At 72.3% G+C, this 22,159-nt stretch carries 21 protein-coding genes and 1 pseudogene; 6 read left to right on the forward strand and 16 right to left on the reverse strand.

Features of this window, described 5'->3' with window-relative positions:
- Positions 1–195: 195 nt before the first annotated feature.
- Positions 196–1,272, forward strand: coding sequence for a M4 family metallopeptidase (locus tag D6270_RS09845; RefSeq protein ID WP_109165760.1), 1,077 nt, complete (start codon positions 196–198; stop codon positions 1,270–1,272).
- 103 nt (positions 1,273–1,375) lie between these two features.
- Positions 1,376–1,642, forward strand: coding sequence for a protealysin inhibitor emfourin (locus D6270_RS09850; protein ID WP_109165759.1), 267 nt, complete (start codon positions 1,376–1,378; stop codon positions 1,640–1,642).
- A 25-nt stretch (positions 1,643–1,667) separates the two neighbouring features.
- On the opposite strand, the gene era is transcribed toward D6270_RS09850, so the two are convergent.
- The 7 genes from era to D6270_RS09885 form a co-directional block, all read right to left on the reverse strand.
- Positions 1,668–2,642, reverse strand: a complete 975-nt coding sequence (gene era, locus D6270_RS09855; protein WP_376203885.1) for a GTPase Era — start codon at positions 2,640–2,642, stop codon at positions 1,668–1,670.
- Between the two features lie 140 nt (positions 2,643–2,782).
- Complete coding sequence (locus D6270_RS09860; RefSeq protein WP_109165757.1) at positions 2,783–3,145, reverse strand: cytidine deaminase-like protein; 363 nt, start codon at positions 3,143–3,145, stop codon at positions 2,783–2,785.
- A gap of 68 nt (positions 3,146–3,213) precedes the next feature.
- On the reverse strand, positions 3,214–3,570 hold the full coding sequence (locus tag D6270_RS09865; protein WP_109165756.1) for an MmcQ/YjbR family DNA-binding protein: 357 nt from the start codon (positions 3,568–3,570) through the stop codon (positions 3,214–3,216).
- The gene (locus D6270_RS09870) at positions 3,567–4,868 is read right to left on the reverse strand and encodes a hemolysin family protein (RefSeq protein ID WP_109165755.1); all 1,302 of its coding nucleotides are present in this window, start codon (positions 4,866–4,868) and stop codon (positions 3,567–3,569) included. Before D6270_RS09870 ends, D6270_RS09865 begins: the two co-directional genes overlap by 4 nt.
- Entirely contained in the window at positions 4,865–5,362 is a 498-nt protein-coding gene (gene ybeY / locus D6270_RS09875; RefSeq protein WP_109165754.1) for an rRNA maturation RNase YbeY, read from the reverse strand. Before ybeY ends, D6270_RS09870 begins: the two co-directional genes overlap by 4 nt.
- A 12-nt stretch (positions 5,363–5,374) precedes the next feature.
- A complete protein-coding gene (locus D6270_RS09880; protein ID WP_109165753.1) occupies positions 5,375–6,439 on the reverse strand; it encodes a PhoH family protein in 1,065 nt (354 codons plus the stop codon).
- Between the two features lie 136 nt (positions 6,440–6,575).
- Positions 6,576–7,775, reverse strand: a complete 1,200-nt coding sequence (locus D6270_RS09885) for a carbohydrate kinase family protein (RefSeq protein ID WP_109165752.1) — start codon at positions 7,773–7,775, stop codon at positions 6,576–6,578.
- Between the two features lie 429 nt (positions 7,776–8,204).
- Here D6270_RS09885 and D6270_RS09890 point away from each other — a divergent pair.
- A pseudogene (locus tag D6270_RS09890) lies at positions 8,205–9,553 on the forward strand (MFS transporter).
- On the opposite strand, the gene D6270_RS09895 reads toward D6270_RS09890, so the two are convergent.
- The 7 genes from D6270_RS09895 to hrcA form a co-directional block, all read right to left on the reverse strand.
- The gene (locus tag D6270_RS09895; protein ID WP_109165750.1) at positions 9,517–10,509 is read right to left on the reverse strand and encodes an adenosine deaminase; all 993 of its coding nucleotides are present in this window, start codon (positions 10,507–10,509) and stop codon (positions 9,517–9,519) included. The pseudogene D6270_RS09890 and the gene D6270_RS09895 sit on opposite strands and share 37 nt — an antisense overlap.
- A 44-nt stretch (positions 10,510–10,553) precedes the next feature.
- Positions 10,554–11,465 carry a ribonuclease Z gene (locus tag D6270_RS09900; RefSeq protein WP_109165749.1) on the reverse strand — a complete coding sequence of 304 codons (912 nt, stop codon included), beginning with the start codon at positions 11,463–11,465 and terminating at the stop codon, positions 10,554–10,556.
- A 37-nt stretch (positions 11,466–11,502) separates the two neighbouring features.
- Complete coding sequence (locus D6270_RS09905) at positions 11,503–11,862, reverse strand: histidine triad nucleotide-binding protein (protein WP_030563432.1); 360 nt, start codon at positions 11,860–11,862, stop codon at positions 11,503–11,505.
- Positions 11,863–11,931: 69 nt separating this feature from the next.
- Positions 11,932–12,678, reverse strand: a complete 747-nt coding sequence (locus D6270_RS09910) for a 16S rRNA (uracil(1498)-N(3))-methyltransferase (RefSeq protein WP_109165748.1) — start codon at positions 12,676–12,678, stop codon at positions 11,932–11,934.
- Positions 12,675–13,748: a nitronate monooxygenase gene (locus D6270_RS09915; protein WP_109165747.1), complete on the reverse strand. Its 1,074-nt coding sequence runs from the start codon at positions 13,746–13,748 to the stop codon at positions 12,675–12,677. Before D6270_RS09915 ends, D6270_RS09910 begins: the two co-directional genes overlap by 4 nt.
- A 132-nt stretch (positions 13,749–13,880) precedes the next feature.
- Entirely contained in the window at positions 13,881–15,017 is a 1,137-nt protein-coding gene (gene dnaJ, locus D6270_RS09920) for a molecular chaperone DnaJ (protein WP_109165746.1), read from the reverse strand.
- The gene (gene hrcA, locus D6270_RS09925) at positions 15,018–16,034 is read right to left on the reverse strand and encodes a heat-inducible transcriptional repressor HrcA (RefSeq protein ID WP_030563440.1); all 1,017 of its coding nucleotides are present in this window, start codon (positions 16,032–16,034) and stop codon (positions 15,018–15,020) included. It abuts the gene before it with no gap.
- Positions 16,035–16,211: 177 nt separating this feature from the next.
- On the opposite strand from hrcA, the gene D6270_RS09930 reads away from it, so the two are divergent.
- Both D6270_RS09930 and D6270_RS09935 read left to right on the forward strand, forming a co-directional pair.
- Positions 16,212–16,943 carry an MBL fold metallo-hydrolase gene (locus tag D6270_RS09930; protein ID WP_109165745.1) on the forward strand — a complete coding sequence of 244 codons (732 nt, stop codon included), beginning with the start codon at positions 16,212–16,214 and terminating at the stop codon, positions 16,941–16,943.
- Between the two features lie 16 nt (positions 16,944–16,959).
- On the forward strand, positions 16,960–17,781 hold the full coding sequence (locus D6270_RS09935) for a DUF3097 domain-containing protein (RefSeq protein ID WP_109165744.1): 822 nt from the start codon (positions 16,960–16,962) through the stop codon (positions 17,779–17,781).
- Positions 17,782–17,802: 21 nt separating this feature from the next.
- Here D6270_RS09935 and hemW read toward each other — a convergent pair whose 3' ends face one another.
- Together hemW and D6270_RS09945 are read right to left on the reverse strand one after the other, a co-directional pair.
- Positions 17,803–19,044 carry a radical SAM family heme chaperone HemW gene (gene hemW, locus D6270_RS09940; RefSeq protein WP_109165743.1) on the reverse strand — a complete coding sequence of 414 codons (1,242 nt, stop codon included), beginning with the start codon at positions 19,042–19,044 and terminating at the stop codon, positions 17,803–17,805.
- Between the two features lie 52 nt (positions 19,045–19,096).
- A complete protein-coding gene (locus D6270_RS09945; protein WP_225976815.1) occupies positions 19,097–21,214 on the reverse strand; it encodes an ATP-binding SpoIIE family protein phosphatase in 2,118 nt (705 codons plus the stop codon).
- 235 nt (positions 21,215–21,449) lie between these two features.
- On the opposite strand from D6270_RS09945, the gene D6270_RS09960 reads away from it, so the two are divergent.
- Positions 21,450–22,091 carry a dihydrofolate reductase family protein gene (locus D6270_RS09960; RefSeq protein WP_109165742.1) on the forward strand — a complete coding sequence of 214 codons (642 nt, stop codon included), beginning with the start codon at positions 21,450–21,452 and terminating at the stop codon, positions 22,089–22,091.
- Positions 22,092–22,159: the final 68 nt, after the last annotated feature.

Below are 22,159 nucleotides of genomic sequence, written 5' to 3' on the forward strand. Positions count from 1 at the left end.
CACCGCGGCAGCTAAGGAGAAGCAGCCCGAAACGCATGATGCGACGAGCCTAGCCGAGGGTGGCCCGGGGTGTCGGTCCGTATCAGTATGCGGGACCGGGCATCGATGAGGGGAAAACGATGACTCATCACTCCATTTCGTCAATCATCGTTGCAACCAGTGACAGCACGGTGACGGAGTGCCACAGTCGTTCCTATGCACCCTCGAACCAACGGTGACGGGCCCCACCCCGTCTTCTGCACCATCGTGCCGCCCCACGTCCTCGACAAGCTGTCGCACTCCGGCGACGCCCGGCTCGCCGATCCGGCCCGCCGCACCCTGGAGGCCGACGGCCTCCGCCGCAACCGCCGTCGGCTGACGGCCCTGGCCGCCGCGCCCGCCACCCCCACGGCGGGCGCGGTCCCCACCAAGCCCCACCGCACCCTGTACGACTGCGAGAACGGCACATCGCTGCCGGGCACCAAGGTCCGCGACGAGGGCGACAAGCCCACCTCGGACGCCAGCGTCAACCGCGCGTACGCCGGACTCGGCGCCACCTTCGAACTGCTGCTCTCCGCCTACGGACGCAGTTCGATCGACGGCAAGGGCCTGCCGCTCATCGGCTCCGTCCACTACGGCCACGAGTACAACAACGCGTTCTTCGACGGCGAGCAGATGGTCTTCGGCGACGGTGACGGGGAGATCTTCCTCGACTTCACCTACGCCATCGACGTCATCGCCCACGAACTGGCCCACGGCCTCACCCAGTACACCGCCAACCTGCGCTACGAAGGCCAGTCGGGCGCGCTCAACGAGTCCGTCTCCGACGTCTTCGGCGCTCTGGTCAAGCAGTTCTCGCTCGGCCAGAGCGCCGAGCAGGCCGACTGGCTGATCGGCGCCGGACTGCTGGCCCCGCGCGTCAGCGGGGACGCCCTGCGGTCGATGAAGGCCCCGGGCACGGCGTACGACGACGATGTGCTCGGCAAGGACCCGCAGCCCGGCTCGATGGAGGACTACGTCGAGACGGAGGAGGACAACGGCGGGGTCCACATCAACTCCGGCATCCCCAACCGCGCCTTCTACCTGCTGGCCACCGCGCTCGGCGGCAACGCCTGGGAGCGGGCCGGGCAGATCTGGTTCGACGTGCTGACCGGCGGCGAGCTGACGGCCACCGCGGACTTCGCGGAGTTCGCCCGGCTGACGGTCGCGGCGGCCGGCGACCGCTTCGGGGAGCGCGGGGAGAAGGAGGCGGTCCTGAAGGCCTGGTCCGAAGTGGGGGTGGAGACGGAGTAGGAGGGCGTGGCCACCACGGAGGAGGGCAGGCTCATCGCGTAGGCGGGGCAGGCTCACGAGGCAGGCCCTCAGCGTTCGACCGGCCCCGGCCAGACAGGACCCCATGCGCATTCAGGTCACCCGCACCGGCGGCTTCGCCGGCATCTCCCGCCACCACGAGGTCGACACCGAGGGCCGTCAGGACGCGGTGGAGTGGGAGTCGCTCGCCGATGAGGTCCTCGCCACCGCCCCGGACGCGCCGCCGTCCGGGGTGCCGGACGGGTTCCGCTACCGGATCACGGCCGGGGACCGCACCGTGTACTGCGCTGACCCCGATCTGACCGGGGCCCAGCGCACGCTGGTCTCACGCGTCCTCAAGGAAGGCGCGTGAGACCGGCGCATCCGTTCGGGCGCGGCTAGAAGCCCAGCTTCCGCAGCTGCTTCGGGTCGCGCTGCCAGTCCTTGGCGACCTTCACATGCAGGTCGAGGAAGACGGGCGTGCCGAGGAGCGCCTCGATGTGCTTGCGCGACTTCGTGCCGACTTCCTTCAGCCGCTTGCCCTTCGGGCCGATGATGATGCCCTTCTGGCTGGGGCGTTCGATGTAGACGTTGGCGTGGATGTCCAGCAGCGGCTTGTCCGCCGGGCGGTCCGTGCGCGGCAGCATCTCCTCGACGACGACGGCGATGGAGTGCGGCAGCTCGTCGCGTACGCCCTCCAGCGCGGCCTCGCGGATCAGCTCCGCGACCATGACCATCTCCGGCTCGTCGGTGAGGTCACCCTCCGGGTAGAGCGGCGGGCTCTCCGGGAGCAGCGGGGCGATCAGGTCGGCGAGCAGGCCCACTTGCTGGTCCTTGACCGCCGAGACCGGGATGATCTCGGCCCACTCGAAGCCCAGCTCGTCCGCGAGGGCGGAGACGGCGAGGAGCTGTTCGGCCAGCGCCTTGGACTCGACCAGGTCGGTCTTGGTGATGATGGCGATCTTGGGGGTCTTCCTGATCCCCGCGAGCTCCTTCACGATGTACTTGTCGCCCGGCCCCAGCTTCTGGTCGGCGGGCAGGCAGAAGCCGATGACGTCGACCTCGGCCCAGGTGGTGCGCACCACGTCGTTCAGCCGCTCGCCGAGGAGCGTGCGCGGCTTGTGGAGGCCGGGGGTGTCGACCAGGATCAGCTGCGCGTCGTCACGGTGCACGATGCCCCGCACGGTGTGCCGGGTGGTCTGGGGGCGGTTGGAGGTGATCGCCACCTTCTGGCCGACCAGAGCGTTCGTGAGGGTGGACTTGCCCGCGTTGGGGCGGCCCACGAAGCAGGCGAAGCCGGCCCGGTGGGGGGAGGTGGTCTCCGCTTGCGGGGCAGCGGATTCTTGGTTCGGGCGAGCGCTCATGGCGACCATTCTCCCCGATCCCGGCGGCGCTCCCGCACAGCGGTCCGCCGGGCGGGGCGGAAGGCCGGGCGGGAGGGCCCGGCGAAGCCGCCGGAAGGCACGGCGGGGGCGCGCCGCAGCACCGTGCGGAACCGCCCCGGCCCGGCCTGTCAGCCCGCCGTGACCCGAAGGCGCAGGGTGCCGTCCGGGCCCGCGAGGAACACCGGGGTCTGTGGCCCGCCCAGGTCCCGTACCGCGGCGCGGTCGGCGTCGGCCGGGGTCTCGGCGGCGGAGACCACGGCGGCGGCCTCCAGCGAGGTGGCGCCGCTGGCGACCGCCATCGCGACGGCGGTCTGCAGGGCGCTCAGCTTCAACGACTCCAGCGCCACGGTGCCCGCCACGTACGTACGTCCCGTCTCGTCCCGTACGGCGGCGCCCTCGGCCACACCGTTGCGGGCGCGGGCGCTGCGCGCCAGGGTGACGATCTTGCGGTCCTCGGCGTCGAGGCCGGCGGCGTTGGTGGTGTCGGTCATGGCACGAGCATACGAAGCGGTCGGGTGGCCGGGATCAAGCACCCCGGCCCGTCCCGTACGCGTACGTCCTACGGCCGGTCCAGCCGGAGCCGCTCCGCCTTCGGGAGGCCGGCGACCACCAGGTCGTAGGAGTCCTCGATCAGTTCGCGCAGCAGCTTGTCCGGGACGCCGGAGACCGTCACCGTGTTCCAGTGGCGCTTGTTCATGTGCCAGCCGGGCGCGACGGCCGCCGGGTGCTCCTCACGGAGGCGGACCGCCTCGTCCGGGTCGCACTTGAGGTTGACCGTGAGCGGGCGGGCTTCCAGCGTGGTGAGGGCGAACATCTTGCCGAGCACCTTGAAGACCGAGGCCTCCGGGCCGAACGGGAACTCCTCCACGCTCGCGTTGAACTCCAGGCAGAAGGCGCGCAGCCGCTCGGGCGTCATACCGTCTCCGTCTCCGTCTCCGCTTCCTGTTCCTGGGGCTCCACCAGCACCGTGACGATCTTGTTCCGGCGGCCGGCCGTGGACTCGGCGGTGAGCCGGAGCTTGCGGCTGTCGGGCAGGTCGACGACGGCCGACGCGCCGGCGATCGGGACCCGGCCGAGCGCCTTGGCGAGCAGTCCGCCGACGGTCTCCACGTCCTCGTCGTCGTACTCGTCGAGTCCGAAGAGGTCGCCGAGGTCCCCGATGTCGAGGCGCGCGGTCACCCGGTAGCAGCCGTTCTCCAGCTCCTGGACGGGCGGCAGCTCGCGGTCGTACTCGTCGGTGATCTCGCCGACGATCTCCTCCAGGATGTCCTCGATCGTGACGATGCCCGCCGTGCCGCCGTACTCGTCGATGACTACGGCGACATGGCTGCGGTCCCGCTGCATCTCGCGCAGCAGGTCCCCGGCGTTCTTGGTGTCGGGGACGAAGGCGGCGGGGCGCATCGCGGTGGAGACCGGGTCGGCCTCGGACTCGCGGTTGATGTGGGTCTTGCGGACCAGGTCCTTGAGGTAGACGATCCCGACGATGTCGTCCTCGTTCTCGCCGGTGACCGGGATCCGGGAGAAGCCGGAGCGCAGAGCGAGGGTGAGGGCCTGACGGATCGTCTTGTAGCGCTCGATGGAGACCAGGTCGGTGCGGGGCACCATGACCTCGCGGACCAGGGTGTCGCCCAGCTCGAAGACAGAGTGCACCATACGGCGCTCGTCGTCCTCGATCAGCGACTCCGCCTCGGCGAGGTCGACCATCGCGCGCAGCTCGGCCTCGCTGGCGAACGGGCCCTTGCGGAACCCCTTGCCGGGGGTGAACGCGTTGCCGATGAGGATCAGCAGCTGCGGGATCGGGCCCATGATCCGGGCCAGCGGCAGCAGGACGTACGCCGAGGCCGTCGCCGTGTTCAGCGGGTGCTGGCGGCCGATGGTGCGCGGGGAGACCCCGACGGCGACATAGCTGACGAGGACCATCACGCCCATCGCGAAGGCGAGCGCCTCCCAGGTCTCCGGGAACTTCTGCAGGCAGACATAGGTGACGAGCACCCCGGCCGACACCTCGCAGGCGACCCGCACCAGCAGGGCGACGTTGAGATAGCGCACCGGATCGGCGGCGACCTGCGCCAGCTTCGCGCTGCCGCGCCGCCCGGCCCGGACCGCCTCGTCCGCCCGGAAACTCGACGTACGGGCGATCCCCGCCTCGGCGCAGGCGGCCAGCCAGCCGACGACGACCAGCAGGACGGCTCCGGTGATCAGGGGCGCGATCACGAGACGGTGGGGGCGGGAGAAGCGCCGGTGAGCCCGTGCTCACCGCGCCAGCCGTCCACGATGGCCGCCTGGAGGCCGAACATCTCGGCCTTCTCGTCCGGCTCCTCGTGGTCGTACCCCAGCAGGTGCAGCACCCCGTGGACGGTCAGGAGCTGGAGCTCCTCGTCCATGGAGTGCTGCGTCGGCGCCTCTTCACCCTGCTTCTTCGCGACCTCCGGGCAGAGCACGATGTCACCGAGGAGCCCCTGCGGGGGCTCCTCCTCGTCCTTGGCCGGCGGACGGAGCTCGTCCATCGGGAAGGACATGACATCGGTCGGACCGGGGAGGTCCATCCACTGGATGTGCAGCTGCTCCATGGCGTCGGTGTCCACCACGATCACCGAGAGCTCGGACAGCGGGTGGATCCGCATCCGGGCCAGTGCGTAGCGGGCGATGTCGAGGATCGCCTGCTCGTCGACCTCGGTTCCGGACTCGTTGTTGACGTCGATCGACATGGTGCGCTGCGACTACTTCCCTTTTCGGCGGTCGCGTCGGCCGTCTTCCCGGCCGTCCGCCTGACCGTCCTGCTGACCGTTTCGGCTGTCGTACTTCTCGTACGCGTCGACGATACGGCCGACGAGCTTGTGCCGGACGACATCCTGGGAGGTGAGGCGGGAGAAGTGCACGTCCTCCAGGCCCTCCAGGATCTCCTGGACCTGCCGCAGCCCGCTCTTGGTGCCGCTCGGCAGGTCGACCTGGGTGATGTCACCGGTGATGACGATCTTGGAGTCGAAGCCGAGGCGGGTGAGGAACATCTTCATCTGCTCGGCGCTGGTGTTCTGCGCCTCGTCGAGGATGATGAACGCGTCGTTCAACGTGCGACCCCGCATATAAGCCAGCGGCGCCACCTCGATCGTGCCCGCCGCCATCAGGCGCGGGATCGAGTCGGGGTCCAGCATGTCGTGCAGGGCGTCGTAGAGCGGACGCAGATACGGGTCGATCTTGTCGAAGAGCGTGCCCGGGAGGAAGCCGAGCCGCTCCCCCGCCTCGACCGCCGGGCGGGTCAGGATGATGCGGCTGACCTGCTTGGACTGGAGCGCCTGGACCGCCTTGGCCATGGCCAGATAGGTCTTTCCGGTGCCCGCGGGGCCGATCCCGAAGACGATCGTGTGGTCGTCGATCGCGTCGACGTACCGCTTCTGGTTGAGCGTCTTGGGGCGGATGGTGCGGCCGCGGTTGGAGAGGATGTTCTGGGTGAGCACCTCGGCGGGTGTCTCGCCCTGGGGGTCTCCCTCGCCGGTGCCGGCCGCCCTGAGCATGGCGATCGACCGTTCCACTGCGTCCTCCGTCATCGACGCTCCGGTGCGGAGCACGAGCATCATCTCGTCGAACAGGCGCTGGATGAGGGCGACGTCGGCCGCCTCGCCCGTGGCGCTGATCTCGTTGCCCCGGACATGGATGTCGGCCGCCGGGAAGGCCTCTTCGATCACGCGCAACAGCGAGTCACCCGATCCGAGGAGCATCACCATGGGGTGTGCGGCCGGGATCCGGATCTGGGCACGCGCCTGCGGCTGTGTGGGTGTCTGAGTCATGGGCCGGCCCTCGGGCCTGCGCATACCTCCCGTTGCAGGGTTCTCGCTGCTCGACAACCTCTGGATTACCCAGCCTACGACCTGGCAGTGACAACGCAGAGCGCTTTTACCGCCCGTGTGTACGACGCGCCCCGCCTCACTGCCGGAAGCCGATCGTGGGGACCGCGCGCCGCAGCGGCCAGGCGCGGGCCGTGGCGGGGAGCAGCTCCTCCAGGAACGCGTACCGCTCCAGGGCTGCGGGGTCCTGGCTCTCGCAGGTGCGGATGCGCTGCCACCAGGCGGCGATCTCGGCCCAGCCGGGTGCGGAGAGCGAGCCGCCGAACTCCTGGACGGAGAGGGCGGCGGTCAGCCCGGCGAAGGCGAGCCGGTCGGCGAGCGGCCAGCCGGCGAGGGTGCCGGTGACGAACCCGGCCACGAAGACGTCCCCGGCGCCGGTCGGGTCGAGGGCCTCCACCTCGATGGCGGGCACCTGGGCGCCGACGCCGGTGCGGCCGTCGACGGCGTACGCGCCCTCGGGTCCCAGGGTGACGACGGCCAGCGGGACGCGTTCGGCCAGCGCGTGGGCGGCGGCGCGCGGACAGTCGGTACGGGTGTAGCGCATCGCCTCCTCCGCGTTGGGCAGGAAGGCCTCGCAGTGCGCCAGGTCGGGCAGCGCGTCCAGCTCCCAGCGGCCGGTCTCGTCCCAGCCGACGTCGGCGAAGATCAGCGCGCCGTGCCGGGCGGCGGTGGCCACCCAGGGTTCGCTGCGGCCGGGGACGAGCGAGGCGATGGCGGCACGGGCACGCGGCGGGCACTGGGGGAAGGCGGGGTCCGGGGTGCCTGCGGGAGGGGCGCCGGCCGTGCCGGTCCGGCCCGGGGCGGCGGGACCCTGCCCCGGAACGGCCGACGACGCGGGCGCGGGGGCCTCCCCGTCACCGGGCGCCGCGGGCGCCGGGGCCTCGTGGCCGTGGGAGACCATCGTGCGTTCACCCTCGTACGCCATCGAGACCGTGACCGGGGAGTGCCAGCCGGGGACGGTGCGCGACATCGACAGGTCGATGCCCTCGCCCTGTTCGAGGGCGTCCCAGCAGTATTCGCCGTAGTGGTCGTCGCCGAAGGCGGCGGCGAGCGACGTGTGCAGGCCGAGGCGGGCCAGCGCGGTGGCCATGTTGGCGACGCCGCCGGGGCTGGAGCCCATCCCCCGGGCCCAGGACTCGGTGCCGCGCACGGGGGCGCTGTCGAGGCCGGTGAAGATGATGTCGAGGAAGACCGTCCCCGTCAGGAAGACGTCGCAGGCGGGGTCCTGCGGGGCGCGCAGCGCCAGCAGCGGGTCGATCCCTGGAAGGTCAGTGCTCACCGTGGGCTCCCCGGCCGTGCGGCAGATCTGGACAGTGTGAGATCCGGCCAGTCTGCCCGATTCGCGGTCCGGGGCGGCGCCTCCCCGCCGATCAGGGAGGGAGCGACATGCCATCCTGACCTGCATAAACATGCGCTGATACCCGGGTTCCGAGTGCATAAACGCATAAGTGACCCAGATCACATCGGGGTGGCTTTCGGTCGGCCGGGAGCGCTTGATACAAATTGCCCCGCGAGCACCTTCGGGATGTTGTCCGACGAGAGCCGCAATCCCGCTCATCTCGCCGTACCTTCCCGTATCTCCGCGTATCTCGCTGCATCTCCCCTCATTTTCGCCTTCCCCCGCTTGCTTCGCGCTGCCCTCCTCGGGCGCGCCCGCGTCATCTCCCCCTCCCTCCCTGCCTGCTCAGGCATGTCTTCAGGAACGCCCATGTCCTCGCGCCGTGCCGCGTGGCCGCTGGTCGCCGTCTTCACCGCCGGCTACCTCGCCTCCTACCTGCTCCCCACCATCGTCGGCCGCCTCAGCGTCCATCTAGGGCTGACCCCCGCTCAGGCGGGCCTGGTCGGCAGTGCGCTGCTGCTGAGCTCGGCGAGTGCCGGGTTCACGCTGGCGGGCCGGGTCGAGAGGTACGGGTCCCGTACCCCGGCCCGGGCCGGTCTGGTGCTGGCCGCCGTGGGGTACGGCTCCGCGGCGCTGGCCGGGTCCGTGCCGCTGGTGGTGGCCTCCGTGGTGGTCGGCGGCTTCGGTTCGGGGGCGGCGACGGCGGTCGCGGCGGCCGGGATCGCCGCGCAGCGCGACCCGCACCGGACCTCCTCGCTCGGGCTGCTCACCGTCTCCGCCACGGCGGGCGCCCTCTATCTGACGATCCCGCACCTCGGCGGCGGCCACCGGCTCCCGTTCGCCGCGATCGCGCTCGTCGCCCTGCTCGTCTGGCCCGCGACCAGCCGGCTGAACGGCCCCACCGCACCCGAGGAGTCCACCTCCCGGATCACCGGCCGGCTGCCGCACCGCCGCTCCGGTCTCGTCCTGGCGGGCGGCATGCTCGTCTGGTCCATGGCGCAGAACGCGCTCTGGGCGTCAGCAGCCGCATCGGCGTGGTCCAGGCGGGGCTGACCGAGGTGACCGTCGGCGCGGTGTTCGCCGCCGCACTCGGCGCGGGGCTGCTGGGCGTCATGGGCGCCGGGGTGCTCGGCGCCCGGGCGGGCCGGGCGGTGCCGATCGGGCTCGGGACCGTGGTGATCGCGGGGAGCATCGTGGTCAGCTCCTCGGCCCGGGACCTCGGCTCGTTCGCGACCGGCGAGATCCTGTGGAACACCGTCTACCCGGTGGTGCTCTCCTATCTGATCGGCCTGGCCGCCTCCCTGGACGTACGCGGCCGCTGGGCGGTCCTGGCGGGCTCGGCCTCCTCCGTGGGCGTGGCCTGCGGCCCGCTCCTGGGCAGTGTGCTCTCCGAGGAGGCCGGCTACCCGGCGATGGGGCTGATCCTCGGCGCGGCCACCCTCCTGGTCGCCGCGCCCGTCACCGCCGTGGCCCTGCACACCGGTGGCCGCCCGCTGGTGCCCGGCTCGGTCCGCCGCCGTGGTGGCGCCCCGGCCGCCCTGCTGGCCGCCACCACCGGCAGCCTCTCCGGTGCCGTGCCGAAACTCGGCTCACCGGAACAGGCCGTCACCGAACTCCGCGTACGGCGCAGGCGGCTGGTGCGCAGCGCGATCCGGACGGCCGGTCCGGACGGCGGTCCCGGTCAGTCGAACGCGTACGCCTCGACCTCGGACAGATAGCGCGCCCGGCGCTCCTCGTCGTGGTCGAGGAAGGCCGCCTCGAAGGAGTTGCGGGCCAGGGTGCGCAGCTGCTCCGGCTCCAGGGCGAGCGCGTCCCGTACGGCGTCGAAGTTGTCCCCGGCGTACCCGCCGAAGTAGGCGGGGTCGTCGGAGTTCACCGTGCAGAGCAGGCCCGCGGCCATCATCTCCGGCAGCGGGTGGTCCTTCAGCGTGCCGACCGTGCGCAGCCGTACGTTGGAGAGCGGGCAGAGCGTCAGCGGCACCCGGTCCGCGACCAGCCGCGCCACCAGCTCCGGGTCCTCCATGCACCGCAGCCCGTGGTCGACCCGCTCCACCCCGAGGACGTCCAGGGCCTGGCGGATGTACTCCGGCGGCCCCTCCTCCCCCGCGTGGGCCACCTTGCGCAGGCCGAGCGCGGTGGCCGCCTCGTACACCTCCTGGAACTTGGCGGGCGGGTGGCCGACCTCGGCGGAGTCCAGGCCGATCGCGCTGATCCGGTGGAGGTAGGGGCGGGCCGCGTCCAGGGTGCCGAGGGCGGCTTCGGCGGAGAGGTCGCGCAGGAAGCACAGGATGAGCTGGGTGGAGATGCCGTGGGTCTCCTCGCTGCGCTCCAGCGCCCGGCTCAGCCCCTCGATGACCGTGCCGATCGGGACGCCGCGAGCCGTGTGGGCCTGCGGGTCGAAGAAGATCTCGGCGTGGCGGACGCCCTGGGCGGCGGCGCGGGCGAGGTAGGCGTCGGCGAGTTCGGTGAAGTCCTCCTCCGTCCGCAACACGGCCATCAGCGCGTAGTAGAGGTCCAGGAACGACTGGAGGTCCTCGAACTGGTAGGCCCTGCGCAGCTCGTCGGTGGTGGCGTACGGCAGGGTCACCCCGTTGCGTTCGGCGAGCGCGAAGGCCAGCTCGGGTTCGAGGGTGCCTTCGATGTGGAGGTGGAGTTCTGCCTTGGGGAGGTGCACGGTGTCTCGCAAACGGTGGTGCGGCTTTTTCGGATGGCGGTGGTTCAGTGGTGCCGGGGAGGGAGCGGGACTCTGATCAGGTCCTGCGCGACCGTGAGTTCGCCGTCGAACCCGGCGGCGCGCGCCTGGGTCTCGAAGAGTTCGGGGTCGCCGTAGCGCTGCGAGAAGTGGGTCAGCACCAGGTGGCGCACGCCTGACTCCTTCGCCACCCGGGCGGCCTGGCCCGCGGTCAGATGGCCGTGGTCGGTGGCGAGCTTCTCGTCCTCGTCCAGGAAGGTGGACTCGATGACGAGCAGGTCGCACCCCTCGGCGAGCGCGTACACCCCGTCGCAGAGCCGGGTGTCCATGACGAACGCGAACCGCTGCCCGCGCCGGTGCTCGGAGACCTGCTCCAGGGTGACGCCGCCGAGGGCGCCCGCACGCTGGAGGCGGCCGACGTCCGGTCCGGCGATGCCGTGCTCCTTGAGGAGGGCGGGCAGCATGCGGCGGCTGTCGGGCTCGGTGAGGCGGTAGCCGTACGACTCGACGGGGTGCGAGAGCTTGTGGCTGTCCAGCGTGTACGAGTCCGTGGCGGCGAGGACCCCGCCGGTTCCGGCGACCGGGGCCTGGGTCAGCTGAACGGTCTCGCGGTAGGCGGTGGCGTACCGCAGCCGGTCGAAGAAGTGCTGCCCGCTCGCCGGGTAGTGCGCGGTGACGGGGTGCGGGACCTGGTCCAGGTTGATGCGCTGGATCACCCCGGCGAGCCCGAGGGAGTGGTCGCCGTGGAAGTGGGTGACGCAGATCCGGTCGATGTCGTGCGCGGCGACCCCGGCCCGGAGCATCTGGCGCTGGGTGCCCTCGCCGGGATCGAAGAGGATGCCCTGGCCGTCCCAGCGCAGCAGATAACCGTTGTGGTTGCGGTGCCGGGTGGGGACCTGGCTGGCGGTGCCGAGCACCACCAGCTCGCGTACGGACATGGGGAAACGCTCCTGCGGTGCTGCTGTACGGGAAGGGTTATCCGGGCGGCCACTGGAGGCCGCGGCCCCCCAGGACGTGGGCGTGCGCGTGGAAGACGGTCTGGCCGGCGCCGGAGCCGGTGTTGAGGATGATCCGGTAGCCGGTGGAGTCCACCTTCTCGTCGGCGGCGACAGCTCCGGCCTCGCGCAGCACGTCGGCGGCGATCTGCGGTTCGGCGGCGGCCAGCGAGGCGGCGTCCGGGTAGTGGACCTTGGGGATGACCAGGACGTGGGTCGGGGCCTGCGGGTTGATGTCGCGGAAGGCGACGGTCGTGTCGCTCTCGCGGACGATGGTCGCCGGGATGTCCCCCGAGACGATCTTGCAGAACAGGCAGTCGGTCTGCGGCTCTCCCGCCATGGCGCCGGGCCTCCTCGTTCGCTGGTGATCAGTACACGGGCATGTTAGCGCCGGTCCGCCGGCGGCCGTTCAGCCCCAGCGGCCGGTGCGTCCGAGCAGCAGCGCGGTCGCGGCCGTCCCCGCCGTCGACGTACGGAGCACACTGCGGCCCAGCCGGTAGGGGCGGGCGCCCGCCTCGGCGAAGGCGGCCAGCTCCTGCGGGGAGACGCCGCCCTCGGGGCCGACGACGAGCACGATCGTGCCGGTGGCGGGGAGTTCGGCGGTGGCGAGGGGGGTGCTGTCGTGGTCGCGGTCCTCGTGCAGGACCCCGGCGAAGTCGGCACCGGCCAGCAGCGCGGCGACCTGCTTGGTCGTCAGGGCCTCGGCCACCTCGGGGAAGCGGACACGGCGGGACTGCTTGCCCGCCTCGCGGGCCGTACTGCGCCACTTCGTCAGGGCCTTGGCCCCGCGCTCGCCCTTCCACTGGGTGATGCAGCGGGCGGCCTGCCACGGCACGATCGCGTCGACGCCGGTCTCGGTCATGGTCTCGACGGCGAGTTCGCCCCGGTCGCCCTTGGGGAGCGCCTGGACGACGGTGATGCGGGGCGTGGGCTCCGGCTCCTCGTGGATGCTTTCGACGCCGGAGACCGTCAGCCGGTCCTTGCCCTCGGCGGCCCGGACCACGCCCTCCGCCCAGTGGCCGAGCCCGTCGGTGAGGACGACGGCCTCGCCGGGCTCCAGCCGCTTCACCGAGACGGCGTGCCGCCCTTCGGGGCCGTCGAGGACGAACTCCGGTCCGGTGGGCATCCGTTCGACGACGAAGACCGGTGCGGTCACCGGGTGCTCCTCGTGCTCAGGGCCGCGCGGGCGGCCTCCAGTTCGTCGGCGAGCAGCTCGATCAGCTCGCCGACCGGCAGTTCGCGGGCCATCCGGTGGCCCTGCCCGGCCCACAGGGCCATGCCCTGGGCATCCCCGGCCTTGGCGGCGGCCTGACGCAGCCCGGTGGTCAGGTAGTGGACCTGGGGGTAGGCGGCGGGGGCGTACGGGCCGTGTTCGCGGATGAACCGGTTGACCAGGCCGCGCGCGGGGCGGCCGGAGAAGGCGCGGGTCAGCTCGGTGCGGACGAAGAGCGGGTTGGTCAGGGCCTGCTTGTGCAGCAGGTGGGCGCCGGACTCGGGGCAGATCAGGAAGGCGGTGCCGAGCTGGGCGGCGTCCGCACCGGCCGCGAGGACGGCGGCGATCTGGGAGCCGCGCATCAGGCCGCCGGTGGCGACGATGGGGATCTGCACGGTCTCGCGGACCTGGGTGACGAGGGTGAGCAGCCCGGTGCCGGTGTGGTCGGCCTGCGGGTCGTCGCGGTGGGTGGACTGGTGGCCGCCCGCCTCGACGCCCTGAGCGCAGACGGCGTCGGCGCCCGCCCACTGCGCCGCCTGGGCCTCCTCGGCGGAGGTGACGGTCACGATGGTGTACGTCCCCGCCTTGGCGAAGGCGTCCAGGGTGTCGCGGGTGGGGCAGCCGAAGGTGAAGGAGACCACCGGGACGGGGTCCTCCAGCAGGATGGCGACCTTCGCCTCGTACCCGTCGTCGCCGCTGCTGTCGGGGTCGCCGAGCGGGGTCTCGTACCAGGTGGCCTCACCGGCCAGTTGGTGGCGGTAGACCTCGACGGCGCTGGGGTCGCCGAGCGCGGGCTGCGGCATGAAGAGGTTGACGCCGAACGGGCCGCCGGTGAGCCGGCGCAGCTGTTTGATCTCGTTGTACATGCCGTCCGCCGTCTTGTACCCGGCGGCGAGGAACCCGAGCCCGCCCGCCTCGGCGACGGCCGCGGCGAGCTGAGGTCCGGAAGCGCCGCCCGCCATGGGGGCCTGCACGATCGGATACCGGCAGAGATCGGTCAACGCGGAGGACATGACCGCATCGTGCCACGTTCGCCGCACAGGGCCGAATCAGCCAGCGCCCGGTGTGACCGGATCTCCCACAGAACGCCGCACCGCCCACCGGCGGGTAACCGGTGGGCGGTGCGGTGAAAGGCGGAAAACGGTTCAACGGCCGTTGAAAGCGTCCTTCAGCCGGGAGAAGAGGCCCTGCTGACCTGGCTGAAACTGGCCCAGGGGCCGCTCTTCGCCGCGCAGCTTGGAGAGCTCCCGCAGGAGCCGCTCCTGCTCCGCGTCGAGTTTGGAGGGGGTCATGACCTCGACGTGCACGATGAGGTCGCCCCGGCCGCCGCCGCGCAGGTGGGTGATGCCCCGCCCGTGCAGGGGGACGGACTGGCCGGACTGGGTGCCGGGCCGGATGTCGATCTCCTCGACGCCGTCCAGGGTCTCCAGCGGGCACTTCGTGCCGAGGGCGGCCGCGGTCATCGGGATGGTGACCGTGCAGTGCAGATCGTCGCCGCGCCGCTGGAAGACGGAGTGCGGCAGCTCGTGGATCTCGACGTACAGGTCCCCGGGCGGGCCGCCGCCGGGGCCGACCTCGCCCTCACCGGCGAGCTGGATGCGGGTGCCGTTGTCGACGCCCGCCGGGATCTTGACCGTGAGCGTGCGGCGCGAGCGGATGCGGCCGTCACCGGCGCACTCCGGGCACGGCGTCGGCACGACCGTACCGAAGCCCTGGCACTGCGGGCAGGGCCGCGAGGTCATGACCTGGCCCAGGAAGGACCGGGTGACCTGCGAGACCTCACCACGGCCGCGGCACATGTCACAGGTCTGGGCGGAGGTGCCGGGGGCCGCGCCCTCGCCGCTGCACGTGTTGCAGACGACCGCCGTGTCGACCTGGATGTCCTTGGTGGTGCCGAAGGCCGCCTCGGCGAGGTCGATCTCCAGGCGGATCATGGCGTCCTGGCCGCGCCGGGTGCGCGAGCGGGGCCCGCGCTGCGAGGCCGTTCCGAAGAACGCGTCCATGATGTCGGAGAAGTTGCCGAAACCGCCGGCTCCGAAACCGCCCGCGCCGCCGCCCCCGTTGGCGGAGAGCGGGTCGCCGCCGAGGTCGTAGACCTGCTTCTTCTGCGGGTCCGAGAGCACCTCGTAAGCGGCGTTGATCTCCTTGAACCGCTCCTGGGTCTTCGGATCGGGATTGACATCCGGGTGCAGCTCGCGTGCGAGCCGACGGAATGCCTTCTTGATCTCGTCCTGAGATGCGTCGCGGCGTACGCCGAGTACGGCGTAGTAGTCCGTGGCCACTTACGACTCCGCCAGGATCTGTCCGACGTAACGTGCCACTGCGCGTACCGCTCCCATCGTTCCGGGGTAGTCCATGCGGGTCGGTCCGACCACGCCGAGTTTGGCGACTGCCTCGTCGCCCGAACCGTAGCCGACCGCGACGACGGACGTGGACGTGAGGCCCTCGTGGGCGTTCTCGTGCCCGATCCGCACGGTCATGGCTGAGTCCGTGGCCTCACCGAGCAGCTTCAGCAGGACGACCTGCTCCTCCAGTGCTTCCAGCACCGGCCGGATCATCACAGGGAAGTCGTGCCCGAAGCGGGTGAGGTTGGAGGTGCCGCCGATCATCAGCCGCTCCTCCGTCTCCTCGACCAGGGTTTCGAGGAGGGTGGAAAGGACCGTGGAAACCGTTCCCCGGTCCTCGCTGTCGAAGGATTCCGGCAGCTCCCGCACCAGCCGCGGGACATCCGCGAAGCGGCGTCCGACGACCCGGCTGTTGAGCCGGGCCCGCAGATCCGCGAGCGATGCCTCGCCGAAGGGCGCGGGGCAGTCGATCATACGCTGTTCGACCCGGCCGGTGTCCGTGATCAGGACCAGCATCAGCCGGGCGGGGGCGAGCGAGAGCAGCTCCACGTGCCGGACCGTGGAACGGGTCAGCGAGGGGTACTGCACGACCGCGACCTGCCGGGTCAGCTGCGCGAGCAGCCGCACGGTCCGGCCGACCACGTCGTCGAGGTCGACCGCGCCGTCGAGGAAGTTCTGGATGGCCCGGCGCTCGGGCGAGGAGAGCGGCTTGACGCCGGCGAGCTTGTCGACGAAGAGGCGGTACCCCTTGTCGGTGGGGATGCGTCCCGCGCTCGTGTGCGGCTGGGCGATGAAGCCCTCGTCCTCCAGCACCGCCATGTCGTTGCGGACGGTGGCCGGGGAGACGCCCAGCTGGTGCCGCTCCGTGAGCGCCTTGGAGCCGACGGGCTCCTCGGTGCCGACGTAGTCCTGGACGATGGCGCGCAGCACTTCGAGTCTGCGTTCGCTGAGCATGGCGCACACCTCCAGCTGTCGTTCTCCGGTGTCTGACGTCCGGTCTCCGTCTGGCACTCGGTGCGTATGAGTGCCAGCTACCCACCGGTCAGTGTACGGGGGTGGGGTGGGGCCTGGGCAAGGGCGACCGGCCACGCCGCCGCCGGACCGTGCGGGTGGCCCCGATAGCGTCGTCCCATGGACGTCTCTTGGGAAGACTTCGACTGGGAGCGGTTGGGCCACGGTATCGGGCGGCGCCGCCTGCCGGGCTGGGACGCCACCGCCGCGCTGGTGGCCGGGAGCGACGGGGTGCTGCTGTACGACACCGGGTCGACCCTGCGCGAGGGCGTGGAGCTGCGGAGGCAGGCCGAGGCGCTGCTCGGCCGGAGGGTGACGCATGTCGCACTGAGCCACCCGCACTTCGACCATGTGCTGGGGGCGGCGGCGTTCGCCGGGGCGCAGGTGTACGGGGCGGTGGGCATCGGCGCCCTGCTGCGGCGCTCGGCGGACGAGCTGACCGGGTCGGCCGTACGCCACGGCCTCGCGGAGGAGGAGGCGCACCGGGCGGTGGACACGCTGGTGGTGCCGCACCACGAGGTGACCGGCGAGTGGACCCTCGACCTGGGCGGCGGCCGCCAGGTGCTGCTGGCCAACGTGGGCCCGGGGCACAGCGGCCACGACCTCGCGGTGCTGGTCCCGGGCGTCGAGGGCGAGCCTCCGGTGGTGCTCTGCGGGGACCTGGTGGAGGAGTCGGGCGAACCGCAGGCGGGCCGGGACGCGATCCCCTCCCGCTGGCCCGCCGCCCTGGACCGGCTCCTGGAGCTGGGTGGCGAGGACGCGGTGTACGTACCGGGGCACGGGGCGGTGGTGGACGCGGCGTTCCTCCGGGCCCAGCGGGCGGCACTGGCGGAGCGGTTCGGGGCGGGGTGAGGATTATCGTCTGCGCATGCGCAGCTACCAGCCGGACCTGACCCCGCCGTGGAAGAGGTCCGCCCCCGTGCCCGAGGTCCCCGCCGAACCCGATCTGGTCGTGGAGGAGGTCGCCACCGGCTTCTGCGGGGCGGTGATCCGCTGCGAGAAGACGGCCCAGGGCCCGACGGTGACCCTGGAGGACCGCTTCGGCAAGCACCGGGTCTTCCCGATGGAGCCCCGCGCCTTCCTGCTGGAGGGCAAGGTGGTCACGCTGGTGCGCCCGGGGCCCGGAGGTCCGGTGCGCCCCTCCCGTACGGCCTCCGGCTCGGTGGCGGTGCCCGGCGCGCGGGCCCGGGTGGCGCGGGCGGGGCGGATCTATGTGGAGGGCCGGCACGACGCCGAGCTGGTGGAGCGGGTCTGGGGCGACGACCTGCGCATCGAGGGCGTGGTGGTGGAGTACCTGGAGGGCATCGACGACCTCCCGGCCATCGTGGGCGAGTTCTCCCCGGGGCCGGACGCCCGGCTCGGGGTGCTGGTGGACCACCTGGTGGCCGGCTCCAAGGAGTCCCGGCTCGCGGCGCAGGTCTCGGACCCGCATGTGCTGGTGGTGGGCCACCCGTACATCGACGTGTGGGAGGCCGTGAAGCCGTCGTCGGTGGGGATCGGGGCGTGGCCGGTGGTGCCGCGCGGCCAGGACTGGAAGACGGGGGTGTGCCGGGCGCTGGGCTGGCCGGAGAACACCGGGGCGGCCTGGCAGCACATCCTGTCCAAGGTGCACAGCTACAAGGACCTGGAGCCGCAGCTGCTGGGGAGGGTCGAAGAGCTGATCGACTTCGTGACCGCCGTCCCGGACTGATCCCAGGCGCGGCCCAGCGGTTCAGTCCACCAGGTCCCGCACCACCGCGTCGGCCAGGAGCCGCCCCCGCAGGGTGAGGACCGCGCGGCCCTCCTCGTACGGAAGCGGTTCGAGGAGCCCGTCGGTCAGCGCGCGGCGGGAGGCGGCGAGGCCGTCGGGTTTCAGGAGGGTGAGCGGGCAGCCCTCGCGGAGCCGGAGCTCCAGCAGGATGCGCTCCACCCGGCGGTCCTCCTCGGCCAGGATCTCCCGGCCCGCGCCCGGTGAGCGCCCCTCGGAGAGTGCCTGGGCGTACGCGCCCGGGTGCTTGACGTTCCACCAGCGGACCCCGCCGACGTGGCTGTGGGCGCCGGGGCCAGCGCCCCACCAGTCGGCGCCGCGCCAGTACAGCTCGTTGTGGAGGCAGCGGCCGGCTTCGGTGGTGGCCCAGTTGGAGACCTCGTACCACTCGAAACCGGCGGCGGCGAAGGCCTCGTCCGCGATCAGATAGCGGTCGGCGTGCGCGTCTTCGTCGGTCATCGGGATCTCGCCGCGCCGGATGCGGCGGGCGAGCTGGGTGCCCTCCTCGACGATCAGCGCGTACGCGGAGATGTGGTCGGGGCCCGCGCCGATCGCCGCGTCGAGGGTGGCCCGCCAGTCGTCGTCGGACTCGCCGGGCGTGCCGTAGATCAGGTCCAGGTTGACGTGGTCGAAGCCCGCCGCCCGCGCCTCGGCGACGCAGGCCTCGGGGCGGCCGGGGGTGTGGGTGCGGTCCAGGATCTTCAGGACGTGCTGCTTGGCGCTCTGCATGCCGAAGGAGACCCGGTTGAAGCCGCCCTCGCGCAGGGCGGAGAGGTAGGCCGGGTCGACGGACTCCGGGTTCGCCTCGGTGGTGATCTCCGCGTCCTCCGCGAGCCCGAACTCCTCCTTGATCGATGCCAGCATCCGTACGAGATCGGCTGCGGGCAGGAGCGTGGGCGTGCCGCCGCCGACGAAGACCGTGCGGACCGGGCGCGGGTCGTCGCCGAGGACCTTGCGGGCCTGGCGGACCTCCTCGATCAGGTGGGCGGCGTAGTTGTCGCGGGAGGCGAGGGCGCCGCCGGAGCCGCGCAGCTCGGTGGCGGTGTAGGTGTTGAAGTCGCAGTAGCCGCAGCGGGTGGCGCAGTACGGGACGTGCAGGTAGAAGCCGAGCGGGCGGTCGGCTGCGCCTTCCAGGGCGTGGCGGGGCAGCGCCCCGTCGTCGGGCACGGGCTCACCATCGGGCAGTACGGAAGGCATACCGACCATTGTCGCTCGCCCCGGAGGTCTCCCCGACCGGGCGGCTCTTCGCGGACGTGCCTCAGTCCGCGTGCAGGACCAGCAGCGCCACGTCGTCGTCCGGGGGCTGCTCGGCGAACTCGTGGACCGCCCGTCTGATCCGCTCGGCCGTCGCCTCGGCGGGCAGCCCGGCGCACCCGGCCAGCACCCGGGCCAGCCCGTCCCCGTCGTCGAACATCAGCGGCCCGGACCGCCGCTCGGTCACCCCGTCGGTGACGCAGAGCAGGGTGTCCCCCGGCGCGAGATCGAAGACCTGGCTCTCGTACGCCACGTCCTCGACGACCCCGAGCAGCACCTGCGGATCGGCCGCCGGGCGTACGGAGCCGTCGGGGCGCAGCAGCAGGGGCAGCGGGTGCCCGGCGCTGGCCACCGTGCAGCGGACACCCCCGCCGGCAAGCGGCACGACCTCCCCGTACAGCAGGGAGAGGAAGCGCGACTGCGAGCCGTCGTGGAGCTGCTGGCCCCCGGCGGCGGCGACCATCAGGGCGGCCGCCTCGGCGGCCTCCATGGCATCGTCGAGGAGCAGCCGGTTGAGCCGGTCCAGGACCTCCCCGACGCCGAAGCCCTCCCGGGAGAGCAGCCGGAGCCAGGGGCGGGCGAGGCCGGTGACGACGGCGGCCTCGGGGCCTGAGCCCTGGACGTCGCCGAGGACGAAGCACCAGCGGTCGCCGGGGCAGGGGAAGATGTCGTAGAAGTCACCTCCGACCACGCCGTCGTCGCTCGGTTCGTATACGAGGGCGCTGGTGACGCCGGGGATCTCCGCGACCTTGCTGGGGAGCAGGCCGCGCTGGAGGATCCGGCTGATGGTGGCCTGCCGGGTGTAGGCGCGGGCGGCGCCGACGGCGAGGCCGAGTCGGCGTACGAAGTCCTCGATGAGCGAGGCGACGGCCTCGGGCACCTGGGCGACGCCTTCCCGGCCCACGAGGACGGTCCCGAGCGCGCGGCCGGCCGCCGTGATCCGGAAGGCGAGCGCGGCGCCGTCGCGGCCGCCGGGCTGCGGAGCCCCGTCGGCGGGTGGGGCCGGCCAGGGCAGGGGCACGGACACCGGCCCGGAGCCGGCACCGGGCGGGAGGCGGAGGGGCTCCCGCTCCAGGACGGTGCGCAGGGGCTCCGTACCGGTCTCGTCGCTGTGCCAGACCCGGGCGAGCCGGGGCTCGGCCCCCGGTCCCCCGCTCTCGGCCTCCAGCCAGATCGCGCACCAGTCGGCGAGGCGCGGCACCAGCAGCTGGCCGGCTATGGCGGCCACCAGGTCCTCGTCGAGCTGCCCGGCGAGCAGGTCGGACGCCTCGGCGAGGAAGGCGGGGGCGCCCCGGCCGTCCCAGACCGCGTCGTCGCGCTCGGTGCGCCGGGCGGCCGGGGCGAGGATCTCGGCGGCGCGCAGACTGCGCCGGAGGGCGTCGTGGTCGGGCGGGGCGGGCGGGCCGCTCCAGTCGTCGACGGGGAGGCGGGCCCAGACGGTCTTGAGGCCGGTGCGGTAGGTGATACCCCAGGACTCGGCGAGGGTGGCGACGAGCTGGAGACCCCGGCCGTACTCGGCGGGGTCGGGGAGGGCGGTGGGCGCGGGGGCCTCGGTGGGGGTCTCGGTGGGAGCGTGGCCGGAGGGCTGCGCGGCCGTACCGGCGGGGGGTTGCGTCGCCGGAGCGGCGGGGGTCTCTGTGACCGTACCTGCGGGGGTGGGAGGCTCCGTGACCGTACCTGCGGAGGTCTCCGTGACCGTGGGCTCGGTCTCCGTACGGCCTCCGCTGCCGGCGGCGCCCGGTTCGTCGGCACCTACGGGGCGGGCCGGGTGGTGGTCGGTGACCTCCAGGACGAGGGCGGCCGAGGGTTCGTCGCCGCCCTCCTCCTCCAGCCGGAGGACCAGGTCGACCGTGGTCCCGGCGTGCACGACGGCGTTGGTGACCAGCTCGTTGGTGACGGTCACCGCGTCGTCGGCGAGCCGGTCGCTGAAGCCCACGGCGGCGGGCACCCCGAGCCCGGTCCACTCCGCGAGCGCGGCCCGCACGAACCGGCGGGCGGCGGACGGGGCGAGGGGTATTCCGGGCAGGCTGGTACGGCTGGCCAGGCGCGGGCCGTGCGCGTCCCCGGCACGGGTGGTGCCGGGGCGCTGCACGGTGTCCCGCTGCAAGGGGATGGGTGCCACGGTGCGGCTCCTACGGGTCCGACGACTCCGACAGAGTGACAGACCGGACGCGCCCATAAGCGCCGAGTTACCGAAGTGGGCAGAAAATCGAGCAGGTTCGAACACAAGGCTTCGGGAAACAGAACGGGACATGCACGGCGGGCGGGTACGGAAACCGGGCTCCGTCGCGGCGATGAGCCTACGGCCGTGCACGGGTCTACACCTGAAGAGACGACCGACTCATCAGGAGCAAGCCATGGGCCTCATCCACATCGAGCTGTTCGCGACCCTCGACCTCGTCGGGCAGGCGCCCGGCGGACCCGACGAGGACCCGGCGGGGTTCCCGTTCGGCGGCTGGCAGGCGCCTCTGCTGGACCAGGTCACCGGGGCGCAGGTCGGTGACGCGTACGAGGGCACGGACGCCCTCCTGCTCGGCCGGCGGACGTACGACATCTTCGCCGCCCACTGGCCGCACCAGGAGGGCGGCGAGGACGACGAGATCGCCACCCTCTTCAACGGCATCCCGAAGTACGTGGCCTCCCGCGGCAGGCCCGACCTCTCATGGGCCGGGTCGACGCGGCTCGGCCCGGACCTGGCCGCCTCGGTGCGCGAGATCTGTGACCGGCACGAACACGTCAAGGTCGTCGGCAGCCTGAACCTCGTGCAGACCCTCCTGCGCGAGCACCTCTTCGACCGCCTCGACCTCTGGCTGCACCCCATCGTGCTCGGCGTCGGGAAGAAGGTGTTCGACGGGGGCGCGGTGCCCACCAACCTCACGCTCCTCGCGCCTCCGGCAGCCGGCCCGAAGGGCACGGTGTACCTGCGCTACGGGCTCGCCGACGGCACTCCCGCGACGGGGGACATGAGCGCACCCGATCGCGGCGTCGCAGGAAGCTAGCGCGCTCGGACACGACAGGGTACGTACTACGGCGGCGCACGTCCTACGGCAGGACACGCATGGCCGGG

Origin of the sequence: Streptomyces griseus subsp. griseus (genome assembly GCF_003610995.1) — a bacterium.
GTDB lineage: Bacteria > Actinomycetota > Actinomycetes > Streptomycetales > Streptomycetaceae > Streptomyces.